Here is a 19,557-nt window from a genome sequence, read left to right as displayed (position 1 = left end):
CTATTCCCCCCAACGCCGAAACAGCGAATGTGGTACCTCCAGTGCATCCAAAGCTTTTCCAACGACAAAGTTAATCAGGTCATCCATCGTTTGCGGCTTTTGATAATAACCGGGCATGGCCGGCAAAATCCGCACGCCGAGCCTGCTCAGCTTGAGCATGTTTTCCAGGTGGATCGCATTGAGCGGCGTCTCCCGAGGGACGAGGACCAGCCGCCTGCCTTCCTTTATCATCACATCAGCGACACGCTCCAGCAAATTGCCGGAGGCACCGTGCGCAATGCCAGAGAGGGTTCCCATCGAGCACGGAACCACGATCATGCCGTCGCAGCGATACGAACCGCTCGCGGCGGGACAGTTGAAGTCGCGCAAGCCCCAATAATAAAGCTCTCCCGGAAAATCCTGCTGCAGCTTCTCCCGCAGCAGCCCTTCCCGATCGTCTGCATGCCAGTCCAACTCGTCGTGAAAAACTTGCCAGCCTGCCTCGGTAATCATCAGATGGACAATATGTCCGGCACGCAATAGCTCGGTTACGACCCGGATGCCGTAAATGGCACCGCTTGCACCTGTTATTCCCACTACCCACTTTTGTCTGTTCATGCTATCACCAGATCAATCATAGTAAACACGAACATGACGACACTCAAAATTCCGTTCATGTTGAAAAACGCCACGTCGACTTTGGACAGGTCTGTCGGTTTGACCAGGGTGTGCTCGTAAATGAGGATCGCCCCGGAAATGAGCACGCCGATCAAAAACCAGATCGACAAATCCGCTACGACATACAGCGACATCAATCCGATAAAGGTCAGGACGTGGCACCCTCTCGCCACGAGCAGCGCCCCTGCAATCCCAAAGCGGCTCGGCAAGGAGAACAGCCCTTCCTTGCGGTCAAACTCGGCATCCTGGCAGGCGTAAATAATATCGAAGCCGGCTGTCCAGAACAGCACGGAAGCAAACAGGAGTAAGCCAATCGCGTCTACCTGGCCAGTCGTGGCTACCCAGCCTCCCAACGGGCCGAACCCGATCGCTACTCCCAATACAAAATGGCACAGCCAGGTAAAACGTTTCGTATAGGAATACAGCACCAGCACGAAAACAGCAAGAGGCAGCAGCTTGACTGCCAGTTCATTCAACTGGTAGGCAGCGATAAACAATAGCACGAACGAAGCAATGATAAACAGGACGACTTCCATCACGGAGATCAGTCCCGCCGGAATCGCCCGTGTTGCTGTTCGCGGGTTTTTGGCGTCGATGAAACGGTCGATGAGTCGGTTCAGCGACATGGCTGCGCTGCGTGCCCCTACCATCGCAACAGTCACCCAAAAAATTTCCATCCATGTCGGCCATGCCTTCTCAACTACAATACTTCCCAAAACCGCCCCCATAAAAGCAAACGGCAGAGCAAACAGGGAATGCTCGAATTTTATCATTTCCAAGATGATTTTCAATTTGCGTAGAGCCATCCATGACACTTCCTATCTCCTGAAAAATACCGCCCATGCCCGCTCACGCCGGGGCCAGACGCTGAGGCTACGGCTTCGTGCCGATGTGCAGAGCGGAAACCCCACCCATAAACAGCTTGACCTGGACTGGGTCCAGACCAGCCTGCTGAAACATCCTCGCCAGCTCGCGGCTGTCCGGGAAATTCGTCAGGGAGTGCGGGAGCCAAGCGTATTCCTCATACTTGTTCACGGTCATTTTCGCAATCAACGGCAAAATTTTATAGAAGTATAAGTAAAATAGCTTGCGATACGGTATAAAGGGAGGCTTGGACACCTCAAGGGAAACGACTTTTCCTCCCGGCTTCACGACGCGGGTCATCTCGTTCAACACCTGCTGCACATCCGGCACGTTGCGCAAGGCAAAGCCGATCGTAACAAAATCGAACGTATTGTCCTCATAGGGAAGGCTCATGGCATCAGCATTCACCAGTTTGACGATATTGCCGACACCTGCATTCGCTACCTTGTACGCTCCTACATCCAGCATGTTCTGGCTGAAGTCCAGCCCGACAACCCGTCCGTCTTTGCCTACGGCCTTCGCCAAGGCAATCGTCCAGTCCGCCGTTCCGCAGGCTACATCAAGCGCACTGTCCCCAGGCTTGATGTTCATCTGCTTCATGGTGTAATTGCGCCAAGCCTTATGGCTGCCAAAGCTGATGACGTTGTTCATTTTGTCGTAGTCGCTGGCAATGCTCTCGAATACGGAGTGAACGTACTTTGCCTTCTCTTTCATTTGTGTCTGATCCACTAGGCTACATCTCCTCAATAACTCGTTTCAGGCGATTCACTCGACGGGAGTAGCGAGCCGTTATGGAAGCGAGCACGTTGCGTGTTTCCACAGGGTGCAGCGTCCGCACCATTTGCTCGCACAGGCTGAGCATTTCCATCGCCTTCATCTCAACAGCCGACAGCACCTGGGCAAGCGTAGCGCCCGGTTTTTGCAGCAAAAAACGAGCGAAACCAAAAGGAACTTGTTCTTGCCACTTGATTTGCTCCCATTCTCCAATGACGCTCTCGACCTTCGCTGTTTCTTTCATCAGATTTACCCAGAACTGGCGGCGCTCATCCGAATCCGCGTACTTCTCGACAAACGCTACATACAAGCCTGTATCAATCGTGTTGCGCAACTCCCAGTACTCTTCATCCGACAAGCTTCTGGAATCGCGCCCTGCCACGTACAGCTTCATTTTCGCTTCATTCACGCGCTGAACGGCTCCGGACAACAGTTGGATCGCTTCGATCTCGCCCTTTTCAGCCAGCAGTTGGTAATATCTGCTGCTGTAATAATCTCCGGCGAGCACCGTCAACTGTCTGTTTCGTTCCGCGCTCAATGAATCTTCGTATTGATTTTTCACATGTTCATGCATGTCCAGTCCCAACTGGACGAGTCCCGTCGCTGTGCAGAAAACGGAAGCCCGTTCCTTCGCCATGCCTTGTTCCCGCAAAAACAGGTACAACAGTTCCAGACGATTTTCCGCCTTGGAAGGAACGTCCACGTAGTATTCTACATAGGGATGGGTGGTTCGCTTGTAGATCTGCTCGATGATCGACCGAACCTCTTCTGCATATGGGGTATGTTCTTTGCTCATGCGTCCTCCTCCACAAGCTGCGCAACCTAATGATGTCTGCCTGTTCCGTACACTTCCATCTACCTTTACCATCCGGTCAAAAGGCCGTCCTTACTATCATACCATACTTCATCCATCAGGGACTAATTCTCTCGTAAAAATACGGTTCGATTCGAACGGGGAATGTGCTTGTTACATAGGAATCGACATCATCCAACTCCGCGATCGGTTTGGGATGCGAATGGGTCCCCGTCGTCTGGATCGCCATCAGCAGTTTCGACTCTTTCGGCTGATCGCTTTCTTCCAGCAAACGAAAATAGACGTGCCCGACATTGTCTGTGCGCGTAAACAGCTCGTATGTCAACTGGTAAAAATCATGATAAACATGACTTGTATTCACCTTTTCACCCGGTTTCACCGCAAAATCGACATAAACTGACGGGTTTTCCCATTTTATACGCTTCATTTTATAGTGTGGCGTCAGTAATGTAAACAAATCCAGGACATTTCGCTCGCTCAGTTGAATCGGGCGTGACGGCTTGAATGTGGGCACGACCGTCCGCTCCCACCCGGTACGCGGGACAAGCGACAGCATCAGGGCCAGGAAAGTGGAAACGACAATCGCTACAAGCAGTTGGCGCGGCATAGACATCCCTCCTCCCCACCATTGTACAAAGAAAAAAAGCAGGCTATGCCTGCTTTCGCAAATGGGGCTCGTCACTCTGTCGTATCGATCACGCCGTGCTGCGAGTAAATGATCGCTTTTCCACGAACCTTGATCGCGGAAGTATGCTCCGTGAATTGGAAGATCATCACTTCGCCCTTGTCGAGCTTTTCCGTATGATGAAAACGGGTGTCAGAACCGCGCGTAAGGCCGATGACATGCACTCCGTTTTCCTTGGCTTTGACTACAAAATAGTCCTGGTTAATGGCAGATGGCTGTGACAAGTTGTTTCCTCCTGACCAGTGCATGATGTTTCCTGTCTAGTAGGATGTCCCGTCGGACTCCAAACGGCTCATGATTTTTGCTACATAGCGCTGTGTTTCCTGTGGCAGCTGATTGTACTTCGCTTCCAGTTCCTCATCGCTGTCAATGCCCAGACGGCCGATGCGGCCCGGACCTGCATTGTACGCTGCCAGCGCCACTTTGACGTTGCCATCATAGCGGTCGAGAAGCGATTTCAAGTATTTGGTTCCACCCGCGAGATTTTCATCGGGGTCGTAAGCATTGCGGACGTTCATTGCCTGCGCCGTTTTGTCCATAAGCTGCATCAAGCCTTTTGCCCCTGCTCTGGAAACGACGTTCGGATTGAAGTTGGACTCTGCTCTCACGACTTCCCTGACGAGATCAGGATCGACGCCGAACGCTTTGGCGGTCCGTTCGATTTTCTCCAAAATAGCTCCCGGAGCCACCGCTGCTCCTTTTGCGGAAGCCGTATTCAGCTCTGTCCCATATTCTGCGGACAACTTCCACCCTTTGCTGCCATCGAGCTTGGCCAAAATCTCCTGCGAAGAAATGACACGCTGCCCTGACGCCAGCTCTGTCTGCAAAATGTCAGAAAAGAGGTCCTGCTCCCCAAAGAGGGACGAAGCTGCTTGACTGGTCGTATACGATTGCGGCATCGTTTGCAAATATGGTTGAAGCGATACAGGCACCTTCATGGCTCGGAACAACCCTTCCCTTGCTTGTCTTCCTTCTATTATAAAAAAGAAAGATCAGGAAGCCAATAGCAAAAGTGGCAACGGTCAAGAACAAAAAAGAAGCCTGTCAAAAGGCTTCCTGATTTCTTATTCAGATGGTCGGAATGCAGGGATTTGAACCCTGGACCTCACCCACCCCAAGGGTGCGCGCTACCAGGCTGCGCCACATCCCGACTGTACATCTGTAATTTACAACATTTTACCTGCGATGTCAATAGAAAAATGCCGGCATTTTCAGCTACGCCCGGGTTGACAGCAAGCCAGGCTGCAAACTAGGACCGGATGAGGCTGAACACTTCTGCACGGGCAGCCGGATCTTTTTCAAAAATACCGCGCACAGCCGAGGTGACGGTTTTCGAGCCAGGCTTTTTCACGCCGCGCATCGTCATGCACATGTGCTCTGCCTCTAAGACGACGATCACACCGTGCGGATCGAGCTTGCGAACGATGGAGTCGGCAATCGTTGTCGTAATTCTCTCCTGAAGCTGCGGCCGCTTTGCCACAGTGTCAACGGCACGCGCCAGCTTGCTCAAGCCTACGACACGGCCTCCACGCGGTATGTAGGCAACATGCGCCTTGCCGAAAAACGGAACCAGATGGTGTTCGCACATGGAGTAGAACGGAATGTCCTTGACCAGGACCATTTCTTCGTGGTCTTCACTAAACACCGTTTCGAAGTATTGTTCTTCGTTTATGTGCATGCCCTCGAATACTTCGGCATACATTTTCGCAACGCGCTTCGGGGTATCCAGCAGTCCTTCCCGATCGGGATCGTCCCCTACCGCCTCCAGAATCATGCGGACAGCCTGTTGAATTTTATCCAAATCAACGTTCATACATTCGTACCTCCTACATAGCGGCCCCTCTTCCTAGAAGCGGCAACTGCTTCTTGGGGTGGCCATATCCTGATCCGTTTGTCCTGCTTTCCGTGCGCACAAACAAGCCAACGCAATCTTACCATACCCACTTCAAAAAAACAAAAACATCTGACGAGACAACTGTATGTACCAGGCACAAAAGCGTATAAGACCTGCTCAGGTTCCCAAGCGTTAAAAAAAATCCACATTGCAAACAATGTGGATTTTTTATGTAAGTGCTTCGTTCTCGAAAAAAAACAATTACTTGATGGAGTCTTTGAGTTGTTTACCTGGTTTAAACGCAGGTACTTTGCTGGAAGCGATTTCGATCTCTTCACCTGTTTGTGGGTTACGGCCTTTACGAGCCGCGCGCTCACGAACTTCGAAGTTACCAAAGCCGATCAGTTGGACTTTATCACCAGTTTTCAATGCCTCAGCAATTGCATCGAGAACGGCATCAACTGCTTTCGTTGCATCTTTCTTGGTGAGTTCAGTGGTTTCCGCTACTTTTGCAATCAATTCTGTTTTGTTCATTTTCTTCACCTCCCCTCAAAGAACACCAAGTCCTAGTTATTATTTTTCTTAACCGAAACGAAGCGTTTTATACACGATTGGCTGTATTTACCGATCTGACAAGCTTATAGTAATACACCGATTTCTTAAATTCAAGCCCCTCCTGTCGAAATTGAACGAAATACAAGAAAAAAGGCATCCCGTCACATCGGATGCCTCGTTCTGAATTTCCCTTTATAGGTCTATTGCCCTAGTCCTTACAGTATGATCGCAATCAGGCCGCCAGAGCCTTCGTTGATAATCCGTCCCAATGTTTCCTGCAGTTTGTAACGGGCATTGTCCGGCATCATCGTGATTTTGGCCTGGATGCCTTCTCTCACGATGGAATGCAGCGAGCGGCCGAAAATGTCCGAGTTCCAGATCGACAGCGGGTCTTTGTCAAAGTCCTGCATCAAGTAACGGACGAGCTCCTCGCTTTGCTTCTCGGTTCCGATAATCGGCGCAAATTCCGATTCGACGTCGACGCGGATCATGTGGATCGACGGCGCGGTCGCTTTCAGTCTGACCCCGAAGCGCGGTCCCTGGCGGATCAGCTCAGGTTCGTCCAAGGTCATCTCATGCAGCGACGGAGCAGCGATTCCGTAGCCCGTACTGCGCACCATATGCAAGGCTTCCGCTACCTGGTCGTACTCGCGCTTGGCATGGGCGAATTCCTGCATGATTTTCAGCAGATGATCCTTGCCGTTGATCTCGACCCCGACGATTTCCATCAGGATTCGGTCGTACAGCTCATCTGGCGCAAACAGGTCAATCTCGGCGATCCCTTGGCCCATGTGCATACCTGCCAGGGACGCCCGCTCCACGAAGTCATAGTCGTTGAAGAAGCCGACAACGCGGTCCACGTCGCGCAACCTGCGAATATCCTGCACGGTTTCACGTACGGCTTCTTCGTAGTTCTGACGGAGCCAGTGACCATTTTCCAGCACCATGACCCAGCTGGGCAGATTCACGTTTACTTCGTGCACAGGGAACTCGAACAGCACTTCTTTCATCAGGAGGAGAATTTCCTGCTCCGTCATATGGTCGACGGACAAGGCAATAACGGGCACGTCGTATTTTTCCTGGAGCTGCAGGCGCAGGTTTTGCGTTTCGTCCGAGCGCGGGCGTGTCGAGTTGACCACGATGACAAACGGTTTGCCCACTTCCTTCAGCTCATTGACAACCCGTTCCTCCGCGTCGATGTATCCTACACGCGGTATTTCCGCGATGCTGCCATCTGTCGTAACGACGATCCCGATGGTCGAGTGCTCCTGGATGACCTTGCGCGTTCCGACCTCGGCTGCTTCCTCGAAGGGAACCGGCTCCTCATACCACGGGGTGTTTACCATTCGCGGGCCGTTCTCATCCTCGAAGCCTTTTGCCCCTTGCACCGTATAGCCAACGCAGTCAACGAGGCGGACGTTAATGCTGAGCCCTTCTGTTACATGTACGTTTACCGCCTGGTTCGGAACAAATTTAGGCTCTGTCGTCATAATTGTTCGGCCGGAAGCGCTCTGCGGCAGTTCATCCGTAGCGCGAATCCGTTCTGCTTCCGACTGGATATTCGGGATGACGACCTGCTCCATAAACCGTTTGATAAAGGTCGACTTCCCCGTACGGACCGGACCTACTATCCCAAGGTAGATGTCTCCGCCCGTCCGTTCGGCAATGTCTTTAAAGATGTCGACTCGTTCCACCATCGATGACCTCCTTCTATTTGTCTATTTTTACACTATGACCGATTTTCCGAATTATCCCTGACCGTCAGTATTTTCGTAGGGAATCTCGTACTAGTTTCGTGGACAGTACAAGTATATGTGCGGCTGAACCAACTAGAACAAAAAAACAACTCCGGCAAGAGTTGTTTTTTTGTGAGGTCCGCTATTTGATTTTGAGCAGTCTCGGTTCGCCGTCTACCAGCTCGTACGGGAACGATTTGGCCGGGACAAACATCGAAGAGCGCGCCAGGACGTATCTCGGGTCCGTATTCGGTGTGACGGTTGCCTTGTTTTCGCGCAGCATCGTCGCAATATCTGCCGCGTAGTCGATGCCGACCTGACCATCTGTATTCATGACCAGCGGCAGCAGGTAATCGCCGACAATGGATGGCACCTGCCATGTTTTCACGCCGATTTCGGCATGGTCGATCGAGTAGTAGCCGTTGCCCAGATCAGCCTGCACAGGCAGCTTGTTGAAATAGCCGCGATAGCGGTCTACAGCCGCTTGTACGTCTGCGACCGTGCTGACAGCCCCCAGGTGGATCAACTTGACCGTCGGCTTCGTTTCCACGTCAATCAGGACGTATTTGTATAGCCCGCCCTTTTCAAAGGCGTTCCCGGGAACGTCCGGAATGTACTTCGGAATCATTTTGCGAAAATCAATCTCGTATTTTTCAAAAATGGGAGTATCCAGCGGCTTCGTCACGATGGGCAGCACTGCCGTATCTTTCTGGTATTGCTCAATTCCTTTTTGCGCCGCTTCGAGATAAAACGAGCTGGGTACCTGGTTTTCCGCCTTCCGTTCGTCCGGATACAGGCAGCCGGACAACAGAACAGCAAGGATGCTCAAGCTCATTGTCAGCTTGAAAGTTTTCCGCCATGATTGCCACATCTTATGTATACACCTCTAACCCTCATTCTTCGTTTTCCATGCGTTGCCGCTCCAGCGCGGCAGCTACGACCGATTTCAATCGGCTCTCCGGTATGCGGACCGTACAGTCGCTGTTCGTCGTCTTCGCCTGACAGGCCAGACGTATCCCCTGCCGCAAGTCCTGCTCCGGCATTTTGCGCAGCTCCAGCGCGGTAGGAGCCGCCAGTTCGCCGCTCTCCACAACGACGCGGCACATCAGGCAGGATGCGTGGCCGCCGCACCTTTGCGGAATCACGACTCGCGCATTCCCCGCCAAACGGACGAGTGTTTGGCCAGGCCTGGCCTTTACGCTTTTCCCATTGGGAAGAAACGTTACCTTCCCCATGTCGTCACTCCTTTTTAATACGGCCGATGGGCCAGCTTCACATTGCCTTGCTCGACGATCATGATCTGACAGCCGAGTCGAAATCCTTCTGCCCGCTCAGCTTTGCGCAGGCGCAGCTTTTCTTCGCTCGTGATCTCGTTGAGGAACGAAGCTCCCTCCAGAACTTGCGTGCGGCACTGGGCACATAGACCTCGCTGGCAGGCGTGCCCCCACGTCACCTTGTGCTTTTTGGCAATCGCGACAACCGTTTCATTCAGCTCCACAGGCACGTCGTGAGTTCCCGAACGCGTAATCAGCGTTAACTGCGTCATCCTTTTTCCTCCCTAGACAAAAATCACGATCAGAATCATGACAAACACTGCGATCAGGATCAAGAAAGCGCAAGTCTTCACAAGAAACCTGAAAAACGCATTTGTCATTTTTCTGGCAAAGATCATCATCAAATTGCAGACGAACATTAGCCCGATCGCGATCAGGGAAATGTTCATCTTGGTCATAGGATCAATATACATCTGTCTTGCAGCATCCTTTGCATTTTTTTGCTTCATTATATCATACTTCCCAGCTCCCGTCTGACGTTGTGAACCTCCATCTGGACGTTCGCATAGACTATTCTGATGAATTCGCCCATAGGAGGGATGAATGTTGAGCAGCAAAGTAAATGGACGGAAGTGGCGGAACCCCTACGCTCCGATACCGAGCAAGAAGCTGAGCGATCAAGCGACGGACGTTTCTTTGGCCATCAGCCCGCGAAAAATCATTCCGGCCGTGGACCTGAGATCCTCTGTATCCAAAATGCGCAGCAACATCAAAGGGATCAGCAGCACCATTCGCCAGGTCGAGGAGACAATGGATACTCTGTACGGCGCGATGGAGATCATCGAAAACCTCGGCAAGCGCTCAGCCGAGCCGGAAGCATCAGCAGAAAAGCCTGCATCGGGCAGACGGAAAGGGAATACAGGTGCAGCGAAGGACAGCGCAAAAGGCAAGGATACAGCCAGAGCAGAAGAGGCTCCACAGGAGTCCAGCGCAGCGGCAGGAGGCGGAGGAAGCAATCCGCTCGGCAATATTGACATCGGACAGCTGCTGGGCCTCCTGCAATCGCCATTGGTGCAAAACCTGTTGACACAGACCGTAAGCGGCACGAGCAAGCAACGAAAAAAAGAGGGATGAGATCCCTCTTTTTTTCTTGGTATCTGTAGGTCAGCCATGCCCCTGTAGAGCCATGATTGTTCCTAATTTTACTGTATGACGCATTTGACAGCAGGGAACATGCATAATCGCCCATTTCTGTCATTTGAGCAGCTTGGCCAAGGATGACATGTCATTCAAATTGATTTCCTTGTTGCGAAACATCTCGATGATCTTGTCTTCCTTTTCCGTGTTCAGCTTTTTCCCGCTCATGGTCGCGAGCGTCTGGAGAATTTGCCGAAGCTTCGTCTCATCCTCGAAGTCGCTGCGCTTTACCTGGCTGGCCAGCGAACGCAGTTTCCCCTCGTCAACCTTTTCTGCCGCTTTTCCTTGCAAACGCTCCAAGAGACGCTTCGAAAAATGGCTGTTCATCGTCGATCTCCTCCTGCACATGGGCTTTCACCCTATCGTATGTGCAGGAGCCTACATGTGTGAAAAGATTCGCCTACGTCCCATCCGGGTTCAAGTAGCCCATCTCGAACGTCTTTCCTCTGCCCATCAGTTCTTCTACACCTTGGCGCGGCTCTTTTCCTTCAAACAAAATGCCGTACAGCACAGACGTGATCGGCATCTCGACCTGCTCGCGCTGTGCCAGGGCATGTGCTGCGTGAGTCGTCCGCACGCCTTCGACGACCATCCCCATCTGCGCCAGAACGTCGTCAAGCTTTTTGCCCTGTCCCAGCATGTAGCCTGCCCGCCAGTTCCGGCTATGGCGGCTGGTGCACGTCACGATCAGGTCGCCGACGCCGGCAAGCCCCGAGAAAGTAAGCGGCAAAGCGCCCAGCTTGATGCCAAGACGGCTGATCTCCGCAAGCCCACGTGTCAAAAGCGCTGCCTTGGCGTTGTCGCCAAACCCAAGGCCGTCAGACATGCCGGCACCGAGGGCGATGATATTTTTCAGTGCGCCGGCAATTTCCGCCCCGATCAGATCAGGGTTGGTGTAGACGCGAAAACTGGCGTTCATCAAAAGGTCCTGCGCCCGAAGCATGCTCTCTTCCACTTCTGACGCGACAACCACTGTCGTAGGCTGTCTGTTGACTACCTCTTCCGCGTGGCTCGGTCCGGACAGAACGGCAAGCCTGCCGGAAATCTCACGCGGCACTTCCTCCATGATAACTTCAGACATGCGTTTCAGGCTTTCCAGCTCAAAGCCTTTGGTCGCATGGATCAAAAGTACATCCTTATGTAAAAACGGAGCCAGTTGCCTGCAAATTTGCCGCATCGCGTGCGACGGTACGGCCAGGAGCACGATCGGCTTGCCGCTGACAGCCGCCTGAATGTCCGTCACGGCGACGATGCTTTCGGGCAGTTTGGCCTCAGGCAAATATTTGCTGTTTGTATGTTTGCTGTTCACTTCTTCCGCCAGCTTTGGATCGCGCATCCAGAGTGTAACCTGATGGCCGTTATCCGCCAGGACGGAAGCGAGGGCAGTCCCCCAACTGCCTGCCCCGACAACGGTAATCTCTTTTCTCAATAGATTCCCCTCCATCCTACCAGTCTTTTTCGCCAAAACGATTCAGACCTATCCCAGCTTGCGATTGGACTTATCTCCCAATTTCCGTTCCGTGCCTGCGAGAAGATTGCGGATATTATTATAATGGCGAACATACGCAAACAATGCGATGACCAAACTTGTCCAAAAAAAGGATATTGGCTTATCCAGCAAATAAAGGGAAATGGGGATTGCCGTAACCAGCACAAGCGATCCCAGGGAGACGTAACGGGTAATCGCGATTACCAAAACGGCCAGTACCGCTGCAATCAAAAAGGCAACGGGAGAGAAGCCGAGCACCACACCGAGCGTGGTCGCAATGCCCTTTCCCCCGCGAAATCCAAAGTAGATCGGCCAGTTGTGTCCGGCGATGACAAACAGGCCCGCCACTGCATAGGCAGCAGGATCACCCGTCATCAGGTGCGTGATCCCCATCGCCGCCAGCCCTTTTAGTGCATCAAGAATCAGCACGGCGATGCCAGGGCCTTTTCCCAGCACGCGAAGCGTATTGGTCGCCCCGGCGTTCCCGCTGCCATATGCGCGAATGTCAATTCCTGCAACTTTTTTGGCGATCAGATAGCTGAAGCTGATTGAACCGATCAAATAGCTGAGCACCCAGGCTACTAACACCATGGCGAGTTCCTCTCCCTACGTTTTTTTCCGTGTCCAGATGCGGACAGGCGTACCTTCGAAGACAAACGCTTCACGGATCTTGTTCTCTATATAACGCTCATAGGAGAAATGCATAAGCTCCGGATCATTCACGAACAAAATGAACGTAGGAGGCTTGACTGACGCTTGTGTCGCGTAGTTGATTTTCAGTCGTTTTCCTCTGTCAGACGGCGGCGGTGTGCGAACGGTCGCATCCGTCACGATGTCGTTGAGGACGGAGGTCGGAATGCGCATGGCGTGTGCTTGCGCTACTTCGTTGACTTTCGGCAGGATCGTGTGTACACGCTGCTTCGTCTTCGCCGAGACATACAGGATCGGCGCATAGTCCAGGTATTTGAACTCTTCACGAATCAGTTCCGTGAAGCGCTGCATCGTCTTGTCGTCTTTTTCGACGGCATCCCACTTGTTGACGATGATAATAACGCCGCGACCCGCCTCATGCGCGTAGCCGGCGATTTTTTTGTCCTGCTCGATAATGCCTTCTTCCCCGTTCAGCACGACGAGCACGACGTCACTTTCCTCGATGGAACGCATCGCGCGCATGACGCTGTATTTCTCGGTCGTCTCGTACACTTTTCCACGCTTGCGCATCCCGGCGGTATCGACGAGCACGTAGCTTTGTCCATCCCGCTCAAACGGCGTGTCGATCGCATCGCGGGTAGTACCGGCGACGTCGCTCACAATGACACGCTCTTCCCCGAGCAGCGCATTCGTCAGCGACGACTTTCCGACGTTCGGACGGCCAATAATCGAAACACGGATGACGTCCTCATCTCGGTCTTCGTCTTCTTTGGCAGGAAAATGCTTGGCCACTTCCTCCAGCATGTCGCCCAGACCAAGGCCGTGACTGCCTGAAACCGGGAATGGCTCGCCCAAGCCAAGCGAGTAAAAGTCGTAAATATCGGCACGCATGTCCGGGTTGTCCGCTTTGTTTACTGCCAGTACGATCGGCTTTCCGGTGCGGTTCAGCATGCGGGCAAGCTCCACATCCGCGTCTGTCACGCCTGTGCGGCTGTCCGCAATCATGAGGATGACATCGGCCTCATCAATGGCAAGTTCCGCCTGGTAACGCATTTGCGTGAGAATTTCATCGGTCTCGCCAAACTCGATTCCGCCCGTATCAATCACGTGGAAGGTGTGGGTCAACCATTCTCCTTTTCCGTACAGACGGTCACGGGTTACACCCGGCATATCCTCCACGATTGCGATGCGCTCGCCAACCAGTCTGTTAAAAATCGTGGACTTGCCCACGTTGGGTCTCCCCACAATGGCTACCACAGGTAATCCCATAATCAACAACACTCTCTCTCATATACGTTTTGACTAGCTAATCATACCATACACTACTTGTGGCGAACAACGATAAGGGTATCAGCGCTCACTTCGTGCACCATGGCGTCGAGAATCTTTTCGAGCGTGAAAGCCGTCTGCTGCATTTTCTCATGTGTCGGCTCGATGAAAATGGGGGCGCCGCCCGCGATTCGTTCCCTGTTCACCGTAATGACGGCCAAGATCGTTCCGGTCATGATCTACAGCTCCTTTTTCACGAGTTTCGTCTTCTGCGGCATCCGGAAAACGCTCTCCAGAATCGGCACCGAATCGATGATGGCTTTGCCCCGCTCTACATCTTTTTCCTGCGGCAAAAGAAATACTCCCAGTCTGCCGGATTGCAGGTCGCGTTTTACCAGCGGGGTCAAGGACGGCTCGCCGGTGTCGGTGTAGATGCCAAGCTGGGTAGCTACGTCATGCAAAATCGCCTGGCGCTGGCCGGGATGGGCGATTGTTACCTTCGCGTTTGCATCCTTCGGGGTCAAAATAAAGCCGATGCCGTGCTCGCGAATGATGTTTTGCGCGTCTTCCAAACCGACGTTCATGATGTAAATGTCGCCAACGTACAAGTCTTTTCCGTCCACTCTCACTTCTGCCGGACTCGTGTCTGCGATCAGCGACAGCGTCTTCCCCGAGCGCAGCTTGCGCGCAATGACAAGGGCGATCACCCCCGCGATCATCCCGCCCCACCAGTTGAACAGGATCGTAGCAGTCGTGGCGATCAGAGATGTGAAAATCACCATGTAGTTCCGTCCTTCAAACACCATGGCGATACCCTCGATGTACGGCCCGCCGCGCGGCACCAGCTCTTGTTTGTCAATTTCCGTCAAGGTCGTGCGCTCCATATTGCGGACATCGCGGAACTGCTGGGCGGCGACGGTCAAAAACGTCACAGCCGTATAGTTTTCCTTCAACAGCGCCGGCACAGCCAAAGCCCCCAGGGCAGAGGCGATCACCCCGAGCGACACATGAATAATTTTTCCATGCGGATAGGTCGGATATTGGCGATAATCCGTCCGCAACAGATGGATTCTGCACATGATCCCGAAGACAAATCCAATCGTCAAGGGAACGACAAACTCATTGGCGAACAACTCTTTCAACAAGTGCGATCACCTGCCCGTATCGGAATGGGAAGGCTCTGCCTCCCTCCGTCCGAAAAGCCGACGAATGGCAGTCCAGAGCATACTGACAAGCCCCAGCAACGAAATGCCGCTCCATAACAAATCTTGCGCGTAATCCGTACCCAGACTGCATGCTCCGGAAGCCTGCCAAAAATGGAGCGTGTAGAGAGCATCCGCCATCGGCAGCGCCAGCATGAGCACAAACAGCCTGACAGCCATCTGCCTGCTCGTCACAAGTGCCACCACAACGCCAATCGCAGGCACAATCACCCGCTCGTCCCAAATCAATAAAATCGGGTCGGTAAAAAACAGCCAGCGCAGCCAGAATACCATGACGGCAATCCCCATTGCCCAAAGCACATACAGCCTTCGTCCCGCTTTGGGAAGCCGTGCATAGAGGATTACGCTTGCAAAAAGGGGCAGCAACGTTCCGCTGAGACTTACTTGAATCGGGGCGAAAAACAATTTCCAACTGACAAAGGAGCTTATCAGAAACAGACAAAGAACCGCGAGCACGCGCCTTCGCTCCATGCCCATCTCCCGCAACTGGGAGTCGAAGCTTCCCATCCAGACAAGACAAAGCAACGACCACTGGATGAGAATCGCAATGGTTCCCTCGTTCATGTTCATCCCCTCAAAAAGTGGTTGTCTCCCCAAAGTATGCCTCAAGCGTCCGCCTTTCATGAATGAGCGGCTTGTCCGATTGTCAGCGACGCTGCGCCAATTCCTCCAGTGACCGCCCTCGCAGCCGGGCGCGTTCCGCTGTTTTGCCCGTTATCAAAACAGGGGTCTTGATCCCGTCTGCGAGCTGCCCAAGCCCAAGCGCCGTCATCGCGACGCGAATCTGATGGTGCCAGCCGTCCACTTCTGCCAGGCATTCTTCGATCGTGTGCGCGTGCACAAGGCGCAGCAACGCTCCTGCAACGCCAACAGCCGAGGCCCCCAGACAAACTGCCTTGACAACGTCCAGCCCATGCCGGACTCCTCCCGTCGCCATGATGGATGCTTGCGCGTGTATTTCGCCGTCTGCTTCCAGCAGGCTCTCGACAGTCGTCAAGCCCCAATCCTCAAACATGGACAGCGGCTGAGCGCTTCTTCTGTTTTCGACTTTGGCGAAATTCGTACCGCCGCGGCCGCCCACGTCAATGCTTGTGATCCCGGAGTCGATCAGCTTGCGCATGGTTTCCTTTGCCATGCCAAAGCCGACCTCTTTGACAATGATCGGGACGTTTACGCTGTCCCGGATTTGCTGTATCCGTTCCAAATAGCCGCTGAAATCACGATCACCTTCGGGCATCAGCAGCTCCTGCATGACGTTCAGGTGAATTTGCAGGCCGTCTGCCTCGAGCATGTCCACCGCAGCACGCGCCTGCTCCACAGTCGCTTCCGCTCCGACGTTCGCCAGCACAATGCCCCTTGGATTTTCCTTTCGCACAATCTGATAGCTCGCTGCGACTGACGGGTCGCGCAGCGCAGCCATCTGCGAGCCGACTGCCATCGCCAGTTGACGCTCTCTGGCTATGATCGCAAGCTTTTGATTGATTTGCGTAGTGGAGTGTGCACCGCCTGTCATTGCGTTGATAATCAGCGGAGACGGCAGACGAAAAGAAGCAAACTCCGTATCGAGCCTCGTCTGTTCGTAACCGATATTCGGCAGGCTGTTTGGCACAAAGCTGACGTCATCGAAGCTGTTTGCGCCCGTTTCCACAGTTGCCAGTGCATGGCGAATATGGTCAAGTTTTCGTTGTGAACGCTCCAAGCTTTTTCCCTCCCGAACCTTGTGTTTTTCTGCTGCCTTGGTCACAAGCCAAGCAAAAAGGGATACGCAAGAGCGTACCCCCCTTATTTTTCCAGCAGTCGCTTACTTCAACTTGTCTTTCAGATCACCGAACAGCTCGCCAAGCGTTACACCCATTGGCTGATTGTTTTCTTGTGTGAATTGCTGTTGCTCACGCTTGCTTGCGCGTTCGGCCTGCTCGGCGCGATCTTCTTCTACCGCGCGGATGCTCAGGCTGATGCGTTGCTCCTGTGGAACCACATCGAGAATTTTCACTTGCACTTCCTGACCTTCCTTGAGTACCTCGCCAGGAGTGTTCACGCGGCGATTCGCGATTTGCGAGATGTGCACAAGCCCTTCGATTCCAGGTGCCACTTCGACAAAGGCACCGAAGGAAACGAGACGCTTCACTGTACCAGTTGTGATCGAGCCCACTTTGAACTCATCGGCAACCTTCGCCCAAGGACCTGCCTGGGTTTCCTTGATGCTGAGGCCAATGCGCTCGTTTTCGCGGTCGACCTTGAGCACTTTCACTTGTACCTTGTCGCCTTCTTTTACGACGTCAGATGGCTTTTCTACGCGGTTCCAGGCCAGCTCGGATACGTGAACCAGGCCGTCGACTCCGCCGATGTCCACGAATACACCGAAGTCGGTCATGCGCTGCACAGTGCCTTCCAGCACTTGACCCACCTGGATTTTCTCCAGAACAGCCTGTTTTTTCGCCTTTGCTTCCTCTTCCAGAACAGCTTTGTGGGAGAGGATCACTTTGTTTTTCTCTTTGTCCATCTCGACTACTTTCAGTGTCAGGGTCTTGCCTTTGTAATCGGAGAAATCCTCCACGAAGTGGCGTTCAACCATGGAAGCAGGAATGAAGCCGCGAACGCCTACATCGACAACCAGACCACCCTTCACAACTTCCTTGACGGTTGCCTCGATGATTTCACCGGACTGCATTTTTTGCTCCAGATCAGCCCAGGCAGCTTCCATCGCAACCGCTTTCTTGGAAACGACAAGCTCTTCTTTTTCATCGTTGAGCTTGATTACCTTTACATCAAACGTGTCGCCAACAGCAACGACGTCAGCCACTTTCTCCACATGCAGCGGAGACAGCTCGCTGATCGGAATCAGGCCATCGTATTTGTAGCCTACATCAACGAGAGCTTGCTTGTCTTCCACTTTGGTTACTGTCGCTTTGACGACATCCCCTACGGAAATGGTTGTTGCATCTGTCAAGCTTACGTTTGTTTCATCCATCATCAAAAAAACCTCCTTGAATACCATCCAGTCCCAGACCATCTATGTACAGGTTGTGTACAACCAGATTACACGAAGCGGGAGCAAGTATATTTTTTACTGTCGCCCGAAGGCTGGCAGTTAGCACTGACGTAGCCAGTAAGTTCCAGCAAATGTAGTATTTGTCCCTTTGCCAATTCTATACTGGACTCAGGAAAGATGCTGGTTGCGCAATTCCTTGATGCGGGCCATGATTAAATCGCTCGTCTCCTTCAGCACATCGGAGCCGGTCTTGGCTTCGCGCATGCTGGTGAGGTCGATCGGCTCGCCGTAGACGATCTTGATCGGACGAAATGCCCGATACGGCCCGACAATCGCTACCGGAATGACCACTGCTTGCGACTTGAGGGCAAACATGGCTACACCCGGCAACGCCTCTTGCGGTTCTCCCGTTTTGCTGCGGGTTCCCTCCGGAAAAATTCCGAAGATTTTTCCATCTTCAAGCAACTTGAGTGCCGTGCGGATTGCCGCCCGATCACCCGCGCCCCTTTTGACAGGGAAAGCGCCGAATTTTGTAATAAAAAAAGATAATACCGGAATTTTGAACAGCTCTTCCTTGGCCATGAAATGTACCTGGCGCTCGATGCCGCAACCGAGAAGCGGCGGGTCCCAGAGCGAAATGTGGTTGGCGCACAAAATTACAGGGCCTTCCTTAGGTATATGTTCACGCCCAATCACTTGCCAACGGAAGACAAGCGAAAAAATAAGGCGGAATATTCTGCGGAAAAAACGGTAATAGGTCACTTGGCCGACTCTCCCGTTCGTTCGCATATTTGCAGGATGTGGTCCACTACCTGGTCAATGGTCATTCCCGTTGTATCCACCAGCACGGCATCGTCCGCCTGGCGCAAGGGTGCCACCTCGCGTTGTGTGTCCCGACGATCTCGCTCCTCTATTTCTTTTTGCAACTCGGCCAGGTCTGTCTCGGTTCCTTTTTCGCGCAGCTCTCTCCATCTGCGCTCTGCCCGCTCGCGACTGGAGGCTGTCAGAAAAATTTTTACCTTGGCATCAGGCAAAACGTGCGTCCCGATGTCTCTGCCATCCATGACCACATTGCCTTGCTTTGCCAGTTCTCTTTGCAGCACCAGCATCTGTTCACGAACAGAGCCGTAGCTTGCGACAATCGAGGCGGATTGACTGACCTCTGGCGAACGGATCTGGTCGGTCACATCGATCTCGTTCCAGAACACACGCTGCTGTCCAGCTTGTCTGACCAAGCCAATCTTGTTGTTTTTCAAAAGCTCGGAAACAGCATTCTCGTCGCTGATCGGAAGCTGCTTTTGCAAAACAGCCCAAGCGAGAGCGCGGTACATGGCGCCGGTGTCGATGTAGACGTATTCCAGCTGCCTTGCTACCCGTTGTGCAACCGTGCTTTTCCCTGCTCCCGCAGGTCCATCAATCGCTATGTTCATTATGTCTCACCTGCTATGTACAGTAATTCAGAAAGGGAGTAAAACAAGAAAAGCTTCTGCCCGAAGCCCTTTTCCATTCATGTGTGGTGAAAAACACGTGGCGACCGCGCGCG

General features: G+C 53.0%; 26 protein-coding genes and 1 tRNA gene. 1 reads left to right on the top strand and 26 read right to left on the bottom strand.

Going from position 1 to position 19,557, the window contains the following annotated elements; genetic code table 11:
• From EDM57_RS07990 to EDM57_RS07920, 15 genes are all read right to left on the bottom strand, one after another.
• A complete protein-coding gene (locus EDM57_RS07990) occupies positions 1 to 597 on the bottom strand; it encodes a UbiX family flavin prenyltransferase (RefSeq protein WP_122904226.1) in 597 nt (198 codons plus the stop codon).
• Positions 594 to 1,463 carry a UbiA-like polyprenyltransferase gene (locus EDM57_RS07985; RefSeq protein WP_122904225.1) on the bottom strand — a complete coding sequence of 290 codons (870 nt, stop codon included), beginning with the start codon at positions 1,461 to 1,463 and terminating at the stop codon, positions 594 to 596. Before EDM57_RS07985 ends, EDM57_RS07990 begins: the two co-directional genes overlap by 4 nt.
• Positions 1,464 to 1,530: 67 nt before the next feature.
• Entirely contained in the window at positions 1,531 to 2,250 is a 720-nt protein-coding gene (locus EDM57_RS07980; protein WP_122904224.1) for a demethylmenaquinone methyltransferase, read from the bottom strand.
• 4 nt (positions 2,251 to 2,254) lie between these two features.
• On the bottom strand, positions 2,255 to 3,091 hold the full coding sequence (locus tag EDM57_RS07975; RefSeq protein WP_122904223.1) for a heptaprenyl diphosphate synthase component 1: 837 nt from the start codon (positions 3,089 to 3,091) through the stop codon (positions 2,255 to 2,257).
• A gap of 115 nt (positions 3,092 to 3,206) precedes the next feature.
• Positions 3,207 to 3,716, bottom strand: coding sequence for a hypothetical protein (locus EDM57_RS07970; RefSeq protein WP_122904222.1), 510 nt, complete (start codon positions 3,714 to 3,716; stop codon positions 3,207 to 3,209).
• Between the two features lie 71 nt (positions 3,717 to 3,787).
• Positions 3,788 to 4,018 (bottom strand): trp RNA-binding attenuation protein MtrB, encoded by a 231-nt coding sequence (gene mtrB / locus EDM57_RS07965; protein WP_122904221.1) that lies wholly within the window; start codon positions 4,016 to 4,018, stop codon positions 3,788 to 3,790.
• A gap of 36 nt (positions 4,019 to 4,054) precedes the next feature.
• Entirely contained in the window at positions 4,055 to 4,732 is a 678-nt protein-coding gene (locus EDM57_RS07960) for a lytic transglycosylase domain-containing protein (RefSeq protein ID WP_122904220.1), read from the bottom strand.
• Positions 4,733 to 4,867: 135 nt separating this feature from the next.
• Positions 4,868 to 4,944 (bottom strand) — tRNA-Pro (locus EDM57_RS07955).
• 99 nt (positions 4,945 to 5,043) lie between these two features.
• Positions 5,044 to 5,607, bottom strand: a complete 564-nt coding sequence (gene folE, locus EDM57_RS07950) for a GTP cyclohydrolase I FolE (RefSeq protein ID WP_122904219.1) — start codon at positions 5,605 to 5,607, stop codon at positions 5,044 to 5,046.
• Between the two features lie 282 nt (positions 5,608 to 5,889).
• On the bottom strand, positions 5,890 to 6,162 hold the full coding sequence (locus EDM57_RS07945; RefSeq protein ID WP_122904218.1) for an HU family DNA-binding protein: 273 nt from the start codon (positions 6,160 to 6,162) through the stop codon (positions 5,890 to 5,892).
• 236 nt (positions 6,163 to 6,398) lie between these two features.
• Positions 6,399 to 7,877: a stage IV sporulation protein A gene (spoIVA, locus tag EDM57_RS07940; protein WP_122904341.1), complete on the bottom strand. Its 1,479-nt coding sequence runs from the start codon at positions 7,875 to 7,877 to the stop codon at positions 6,399 to 6,401.
• A gap of 184 nt (positions 7,878 to 8,061) precedes the next feature.
• Complete coding sequence (locus EDM57_RS07935) at positions 8,062 to 8,790, bottom strand: hypothetical protein (RefSeq protein ID WP_122904217.1); 729 nt, start codon at positions 8,788 to 8,790, stop codon at positions 8,062 to 8,064.
• Positions 8,791 to 8,812: 22 nt separating this feature from the next.
• The gene (locus EDM57_RS07930) at positions 8,813 to 9,154 is read right to left on the bottom strand and encodes a 2Fe-2S iron-sulfur cluster-binding protein (protein ID WP_122904216.1); all 342 of its coding nucleotides are present in this window, start codon (positions 9,152 to 9,154) and stop codon (positions 8,813 to 8,815) included.
• Between the two features lie 14 nt (positions 9,155 to 9,168).
• A complete protein-coding gene (locus tag EDM57_RS07925; protein ID WP_122904215.1) occupies positions 9,169 to 9,465 on the bottom strand; it encodes a 2Fe-2S iron-sulfur cluster-binding protein in 297 nt (98 codons plus the stop codon).
• Between the two features lie 12 nt (positions 9,466 to 9,477).
• On the bottom strand, positions 9,478 to 9,666 hold the full coding sequence (locus EDM57_RS07920; protein ID WP_122904340.1) for a DUF2768 family protein: 189 nt from the start codon (positions 9,664 to 9,666) through the stop codon (positions 9,478 to 9,480).
• A gap of 130 nt (positions 9,667 to 9,796) precedes the next feature.
• Between EDM57_RS07920 and EDM57_RS07915 the strand changes: the two genes are divergently transcribed.
• Entirely contained in the window at positions 9,797 to 10,327 is a 531-nt protein-coding gene (locus EDM57_RS07915; RefSeq protein WP_122904214.1) for a hypothetical protein, read from the top strand.
• 120 nt (positions 10,328 to 10,447) lie between these two features.
• Here the strand turns inward: EDM57_RS07915 and EDM57_RS07910 are convergent, their stop codons facing one another.
• From EDM57_RS07910 to cmk, 11 genes are all read right to left on the bottom strand, one after another.
• Entirely contained in the window at positions 10,448 to 10,717 is a 270-nt protein-coding gene (locus tag EDM57_RS07910) for a stage VI sporulation protein F (RefSeq protein WP_122904213.1), read from the bottom strand.
• Between the two features lie 73 nt (positions 10,718 to 10,790).
• Complete coding sequence (locus EDM57_RS07905; protein ID WP_170163410.1) at positions 10,791 to 11,834, bottom strand: NAD(P)H-dependent glycerol-3-phosphate dehydrogenase; 1,044 nt, start codon at positions 11,832 to 11,834, stop codon at positions 10,791 to 10,793.
• Between the two features lie 33 nt (positions 11,835 to 11,867).
• Positions 11,868 to 12,470 (bottom strand): glycerol-3-phosphate 1-O-acyltransferase PlsY, encoded by a 603-nt coding sequence (gene plsY, locus EDM57_RS07900; RefSeq protein ID WP_122904211.1) that lies wholly within the window; start codon positions 12,468 to 12,470, stop codon positions 11,868 to 11,870.
• A 15-nt stretch (positions 12,471 to 12,485) separates the two neighbouring features.
• A complete protein-coding gene (gene der / locus EDM57_RS07895; protein WP_122904339.1) occupies positions 12,486 to 13,799 on the bottom strand; it encodes a ribosome biogenesis GTPase Der in 1,314 nt (437 codons plus the stop codon).
• A gap of 53 nt (positions 13,800 to 13,852) precedes the next feature.
• Positions 13,853 to 14,035, bottom strand: a complete 183-nt coding sequence (locus EDM57_RS07890) for a capping complex subunit for YIEGIA (RefSeq protein WP_122904210.1) — start codon at positions 14,033 to 14,035, stop codon at positions 13,853 to 13,855.
• A 3-nt stretch (positions 14,036 to 14,038) separates the two neighbouring features.
• Positions 14,039 to 14,944, bottom strand: a complete 906-nt coding sequence (locus EDM57_RS07885; protein ID WP_122904209.1) for a YIEGIA family protein — start codon at positions 14,942 to 14,944, stop codon at positions 14,039 to 14,041.
• Positions 14,945 to 14,950: 6 nt separating this feature from the next.
• Positions 14,951 to 15,586: a YphA family membrane protein gene (locus tag EDM57_RS07880; RefSeq protein WP_122904208.1), complete on the bottom strand. Its 636-nt coding sequence runs from the start codon at positions 15,584 to 15,586 to the stop codon at positions 14,951 to 14,953.
• Positions 15,587 to 15,668: 82 nt separating this feature from the next.
• Complete coding sequence (fni, locus tag EDM57_RS07875) at positions 15,669 to 16,721, bottom strand: type 2 isopentenyl-diphosphate Delta-isomerase (RefSeq protein WP_122904338.1); 1,053 nt, start codon at positions 16,719 to 16,721, stop codon at positions 15,669 to 15,671.
• Between the two features lie 102 nt (positions 16,722 to 16,823).
• Positions 16,824 to 17,996 (bottom strand): 30S ribosomal protein S1, encoded by a 1,173-nt coding sequence (gene rpsA / locus EDM57_RS07870; protein WP_122904207.1) that lies wholly within the window; start codon positions 17,994 to 17,996, stop codon positions 16,824 to 16,826.
• A gap of 186 nt (positions 17,997 to 18,182) precedes the next feature.
• Complete coding sequence (locus EDM57_RS07865) at positions 18,183 to 18,776, bottom strand: lysophospholipid acyltransferase family protein (RefSeq protein ID WP_122904206.1); 594 nt, start codon at positions 18,774 to 18,776, stop codon at positions 18,183 to 18,185.
• A complete protein-coding gene (gene cmk, locus EDM57_RS07860; protein WP_122904205.1) occupies positions 18,773 to 19,444 on the bottom strand; it encodes a (d)CMP kinase in 672 nt (223 codons plus the stop codon). The genes EDM57_RS07865 and cmk overlap by 4 nt, the downstream gene beginning before the upstream one ends.
• Positions 19,445 to 19,557 lie beyond the last annotated feature (113 nt).

Source organism: Brevibacillus gelatini, from assembly GCF_003710935.1.
GTDB classification, from domain to species: domain Bacteria; phylum Bacillota; class Bacilli; order Brevibacillales; family Brevibacillaceae; genus Brevibacillus; species Brevibacillus gelatini.
Note: the sequence above shows the minus strand (reverse complement) of the source record. Positions and strands in the feature narration are given on the sequence as shown.

Coding starts and splice junctions, on each gene's coding strand:
- EDM57_RS07990 (WP_122904226.1), bottom strand. CDS start 597: ATGAACAGACAAAAGTGGGTAGTGGGAATAACAGGTGCAAGCGGTGCC.
- EDM57_RS07905 (WP_170163410.1), bottom strand. CDS start 11,834: ATGGAGGGGAATCTATTGAGAAAAGAGATTACCGTTGTCGGGGCAGGC.
- EDM57_RS07945 (WP_122904218.1), bottom strand. CDS start 6,162: ATGAACAAAACAGAATTGATTGCAAAAGTAGCGGAAACCACTGAACTC.
- EDM57_RS07915 (WP_122904214.1), top strand. CDS start 9,797: ATGTTGAGCAGCAAAGTAAATGGACGGAAGTGGCGGAACCCCTACGCT.
- EDM57_RS07920 (WP_122904340.1), bottom strand. CDS start 9,666: ATGTATATTGATCCTATGACCAAGATGAACATTTCCCTGATCGCGATC.
- EDM57_RS07880 (WP_122904208.1), bottom strand. CDS start 15,586: ATGAACGAGGGAACCATTGCGATTCTCATCCAGTGGTCGTTGCTTTGT.
- EDM57_RS07910 (WP_122904213.1), bottom strand. CDS start 10,717: ATGAACAGCCATTTTTCGAAGCGTCTCTTGGAGCGTTTGCAAGGAAAA.
- EDM57_RS07925 (WP_122904215.1), bottom strand. CDS start 9,465: ATGACGCAGTTAACGCTGATTACGCGTTCGGGAACTCACGACGTGCCT.
- EDM57_RS07985 (WP_122904225.1), bottom strand. CDS start 1,463: ATGGCTCTACGCAAATTGAAAATCATCTTGGAAATGATAAAATTCGAG.
- EDM57_RS07930 (WP_122904216.1), bottom strand. CDS start 9,154: ATGGGGAAGGTAACGTTTCTTCCCAATGGGAAAAGCGTAAAGGCCAGG.
- EDM57_RS07935 (WP_122904217.1), bottom strand. CDS start 8,790: ATGTGGCAATCATGGCGGAAAACTTTCAAGCTGACAATGAGCTTGAGC.
- cmk (WP_122904205.1), bottom strand. CDS start 19,444: ATGAACATAGCGATTGATGGACCTGCGGGAGCAGGGAAAAGCACGGTT.
- plsY (WP_122904211.1), bottom strand. CDS start 12,470: ATGGTGTTAGTAGCCTGGGTGCTCAGCTATTTGATCGGTTCAATCAGC.
- rpsA (WP_122904207.1), bottom strand. CDS start 17,996: ATGATGGATGAAACAAACGTAAGCTTGACAGATGCAACAACCATTTCC.
- EDM57_RS07970 (WP_122904222.1), bottom strand. CDS start 3,716: ATGCCGCGCCAACTGCTTGTAGCGATTGTCGTTTCCACTTTCCTGGCC.
- folE (WP_122904219.1), bottom strand. CDS start 5,607: ATGAACGTTGATTTGGATAAAATTCAACAGGCTGTCCGCATGATTCTG.
- EDM57_RS07960 (WP_122904220.1), bottom strand. CDS start 4,732: ATGAAGGTGCCTGTATCGCTTCAACCATATTTGCAAACGATGCCGCAA.
- EDM57_RS07975 (WP_122904223.1), bottom strand. CDS start 3,091: ATGAGCAAAGAACATACCCCATATGCAGAAGAGGTTCGGTCGATCATC.
- EDM57_RS07890 (WP_122904210.1), bottom strand. CDS start 14,035: ATGACCGGAACGATCTTGGCCGTCATTACGGTGAACAGGGAACGAATC.
- der (WP_122904339.1), bottom strand. CDS start 13,799: ATGGGATTACCTGTGGTAGCCATTGTGGGGAGACCCAACGTGGGCAAG.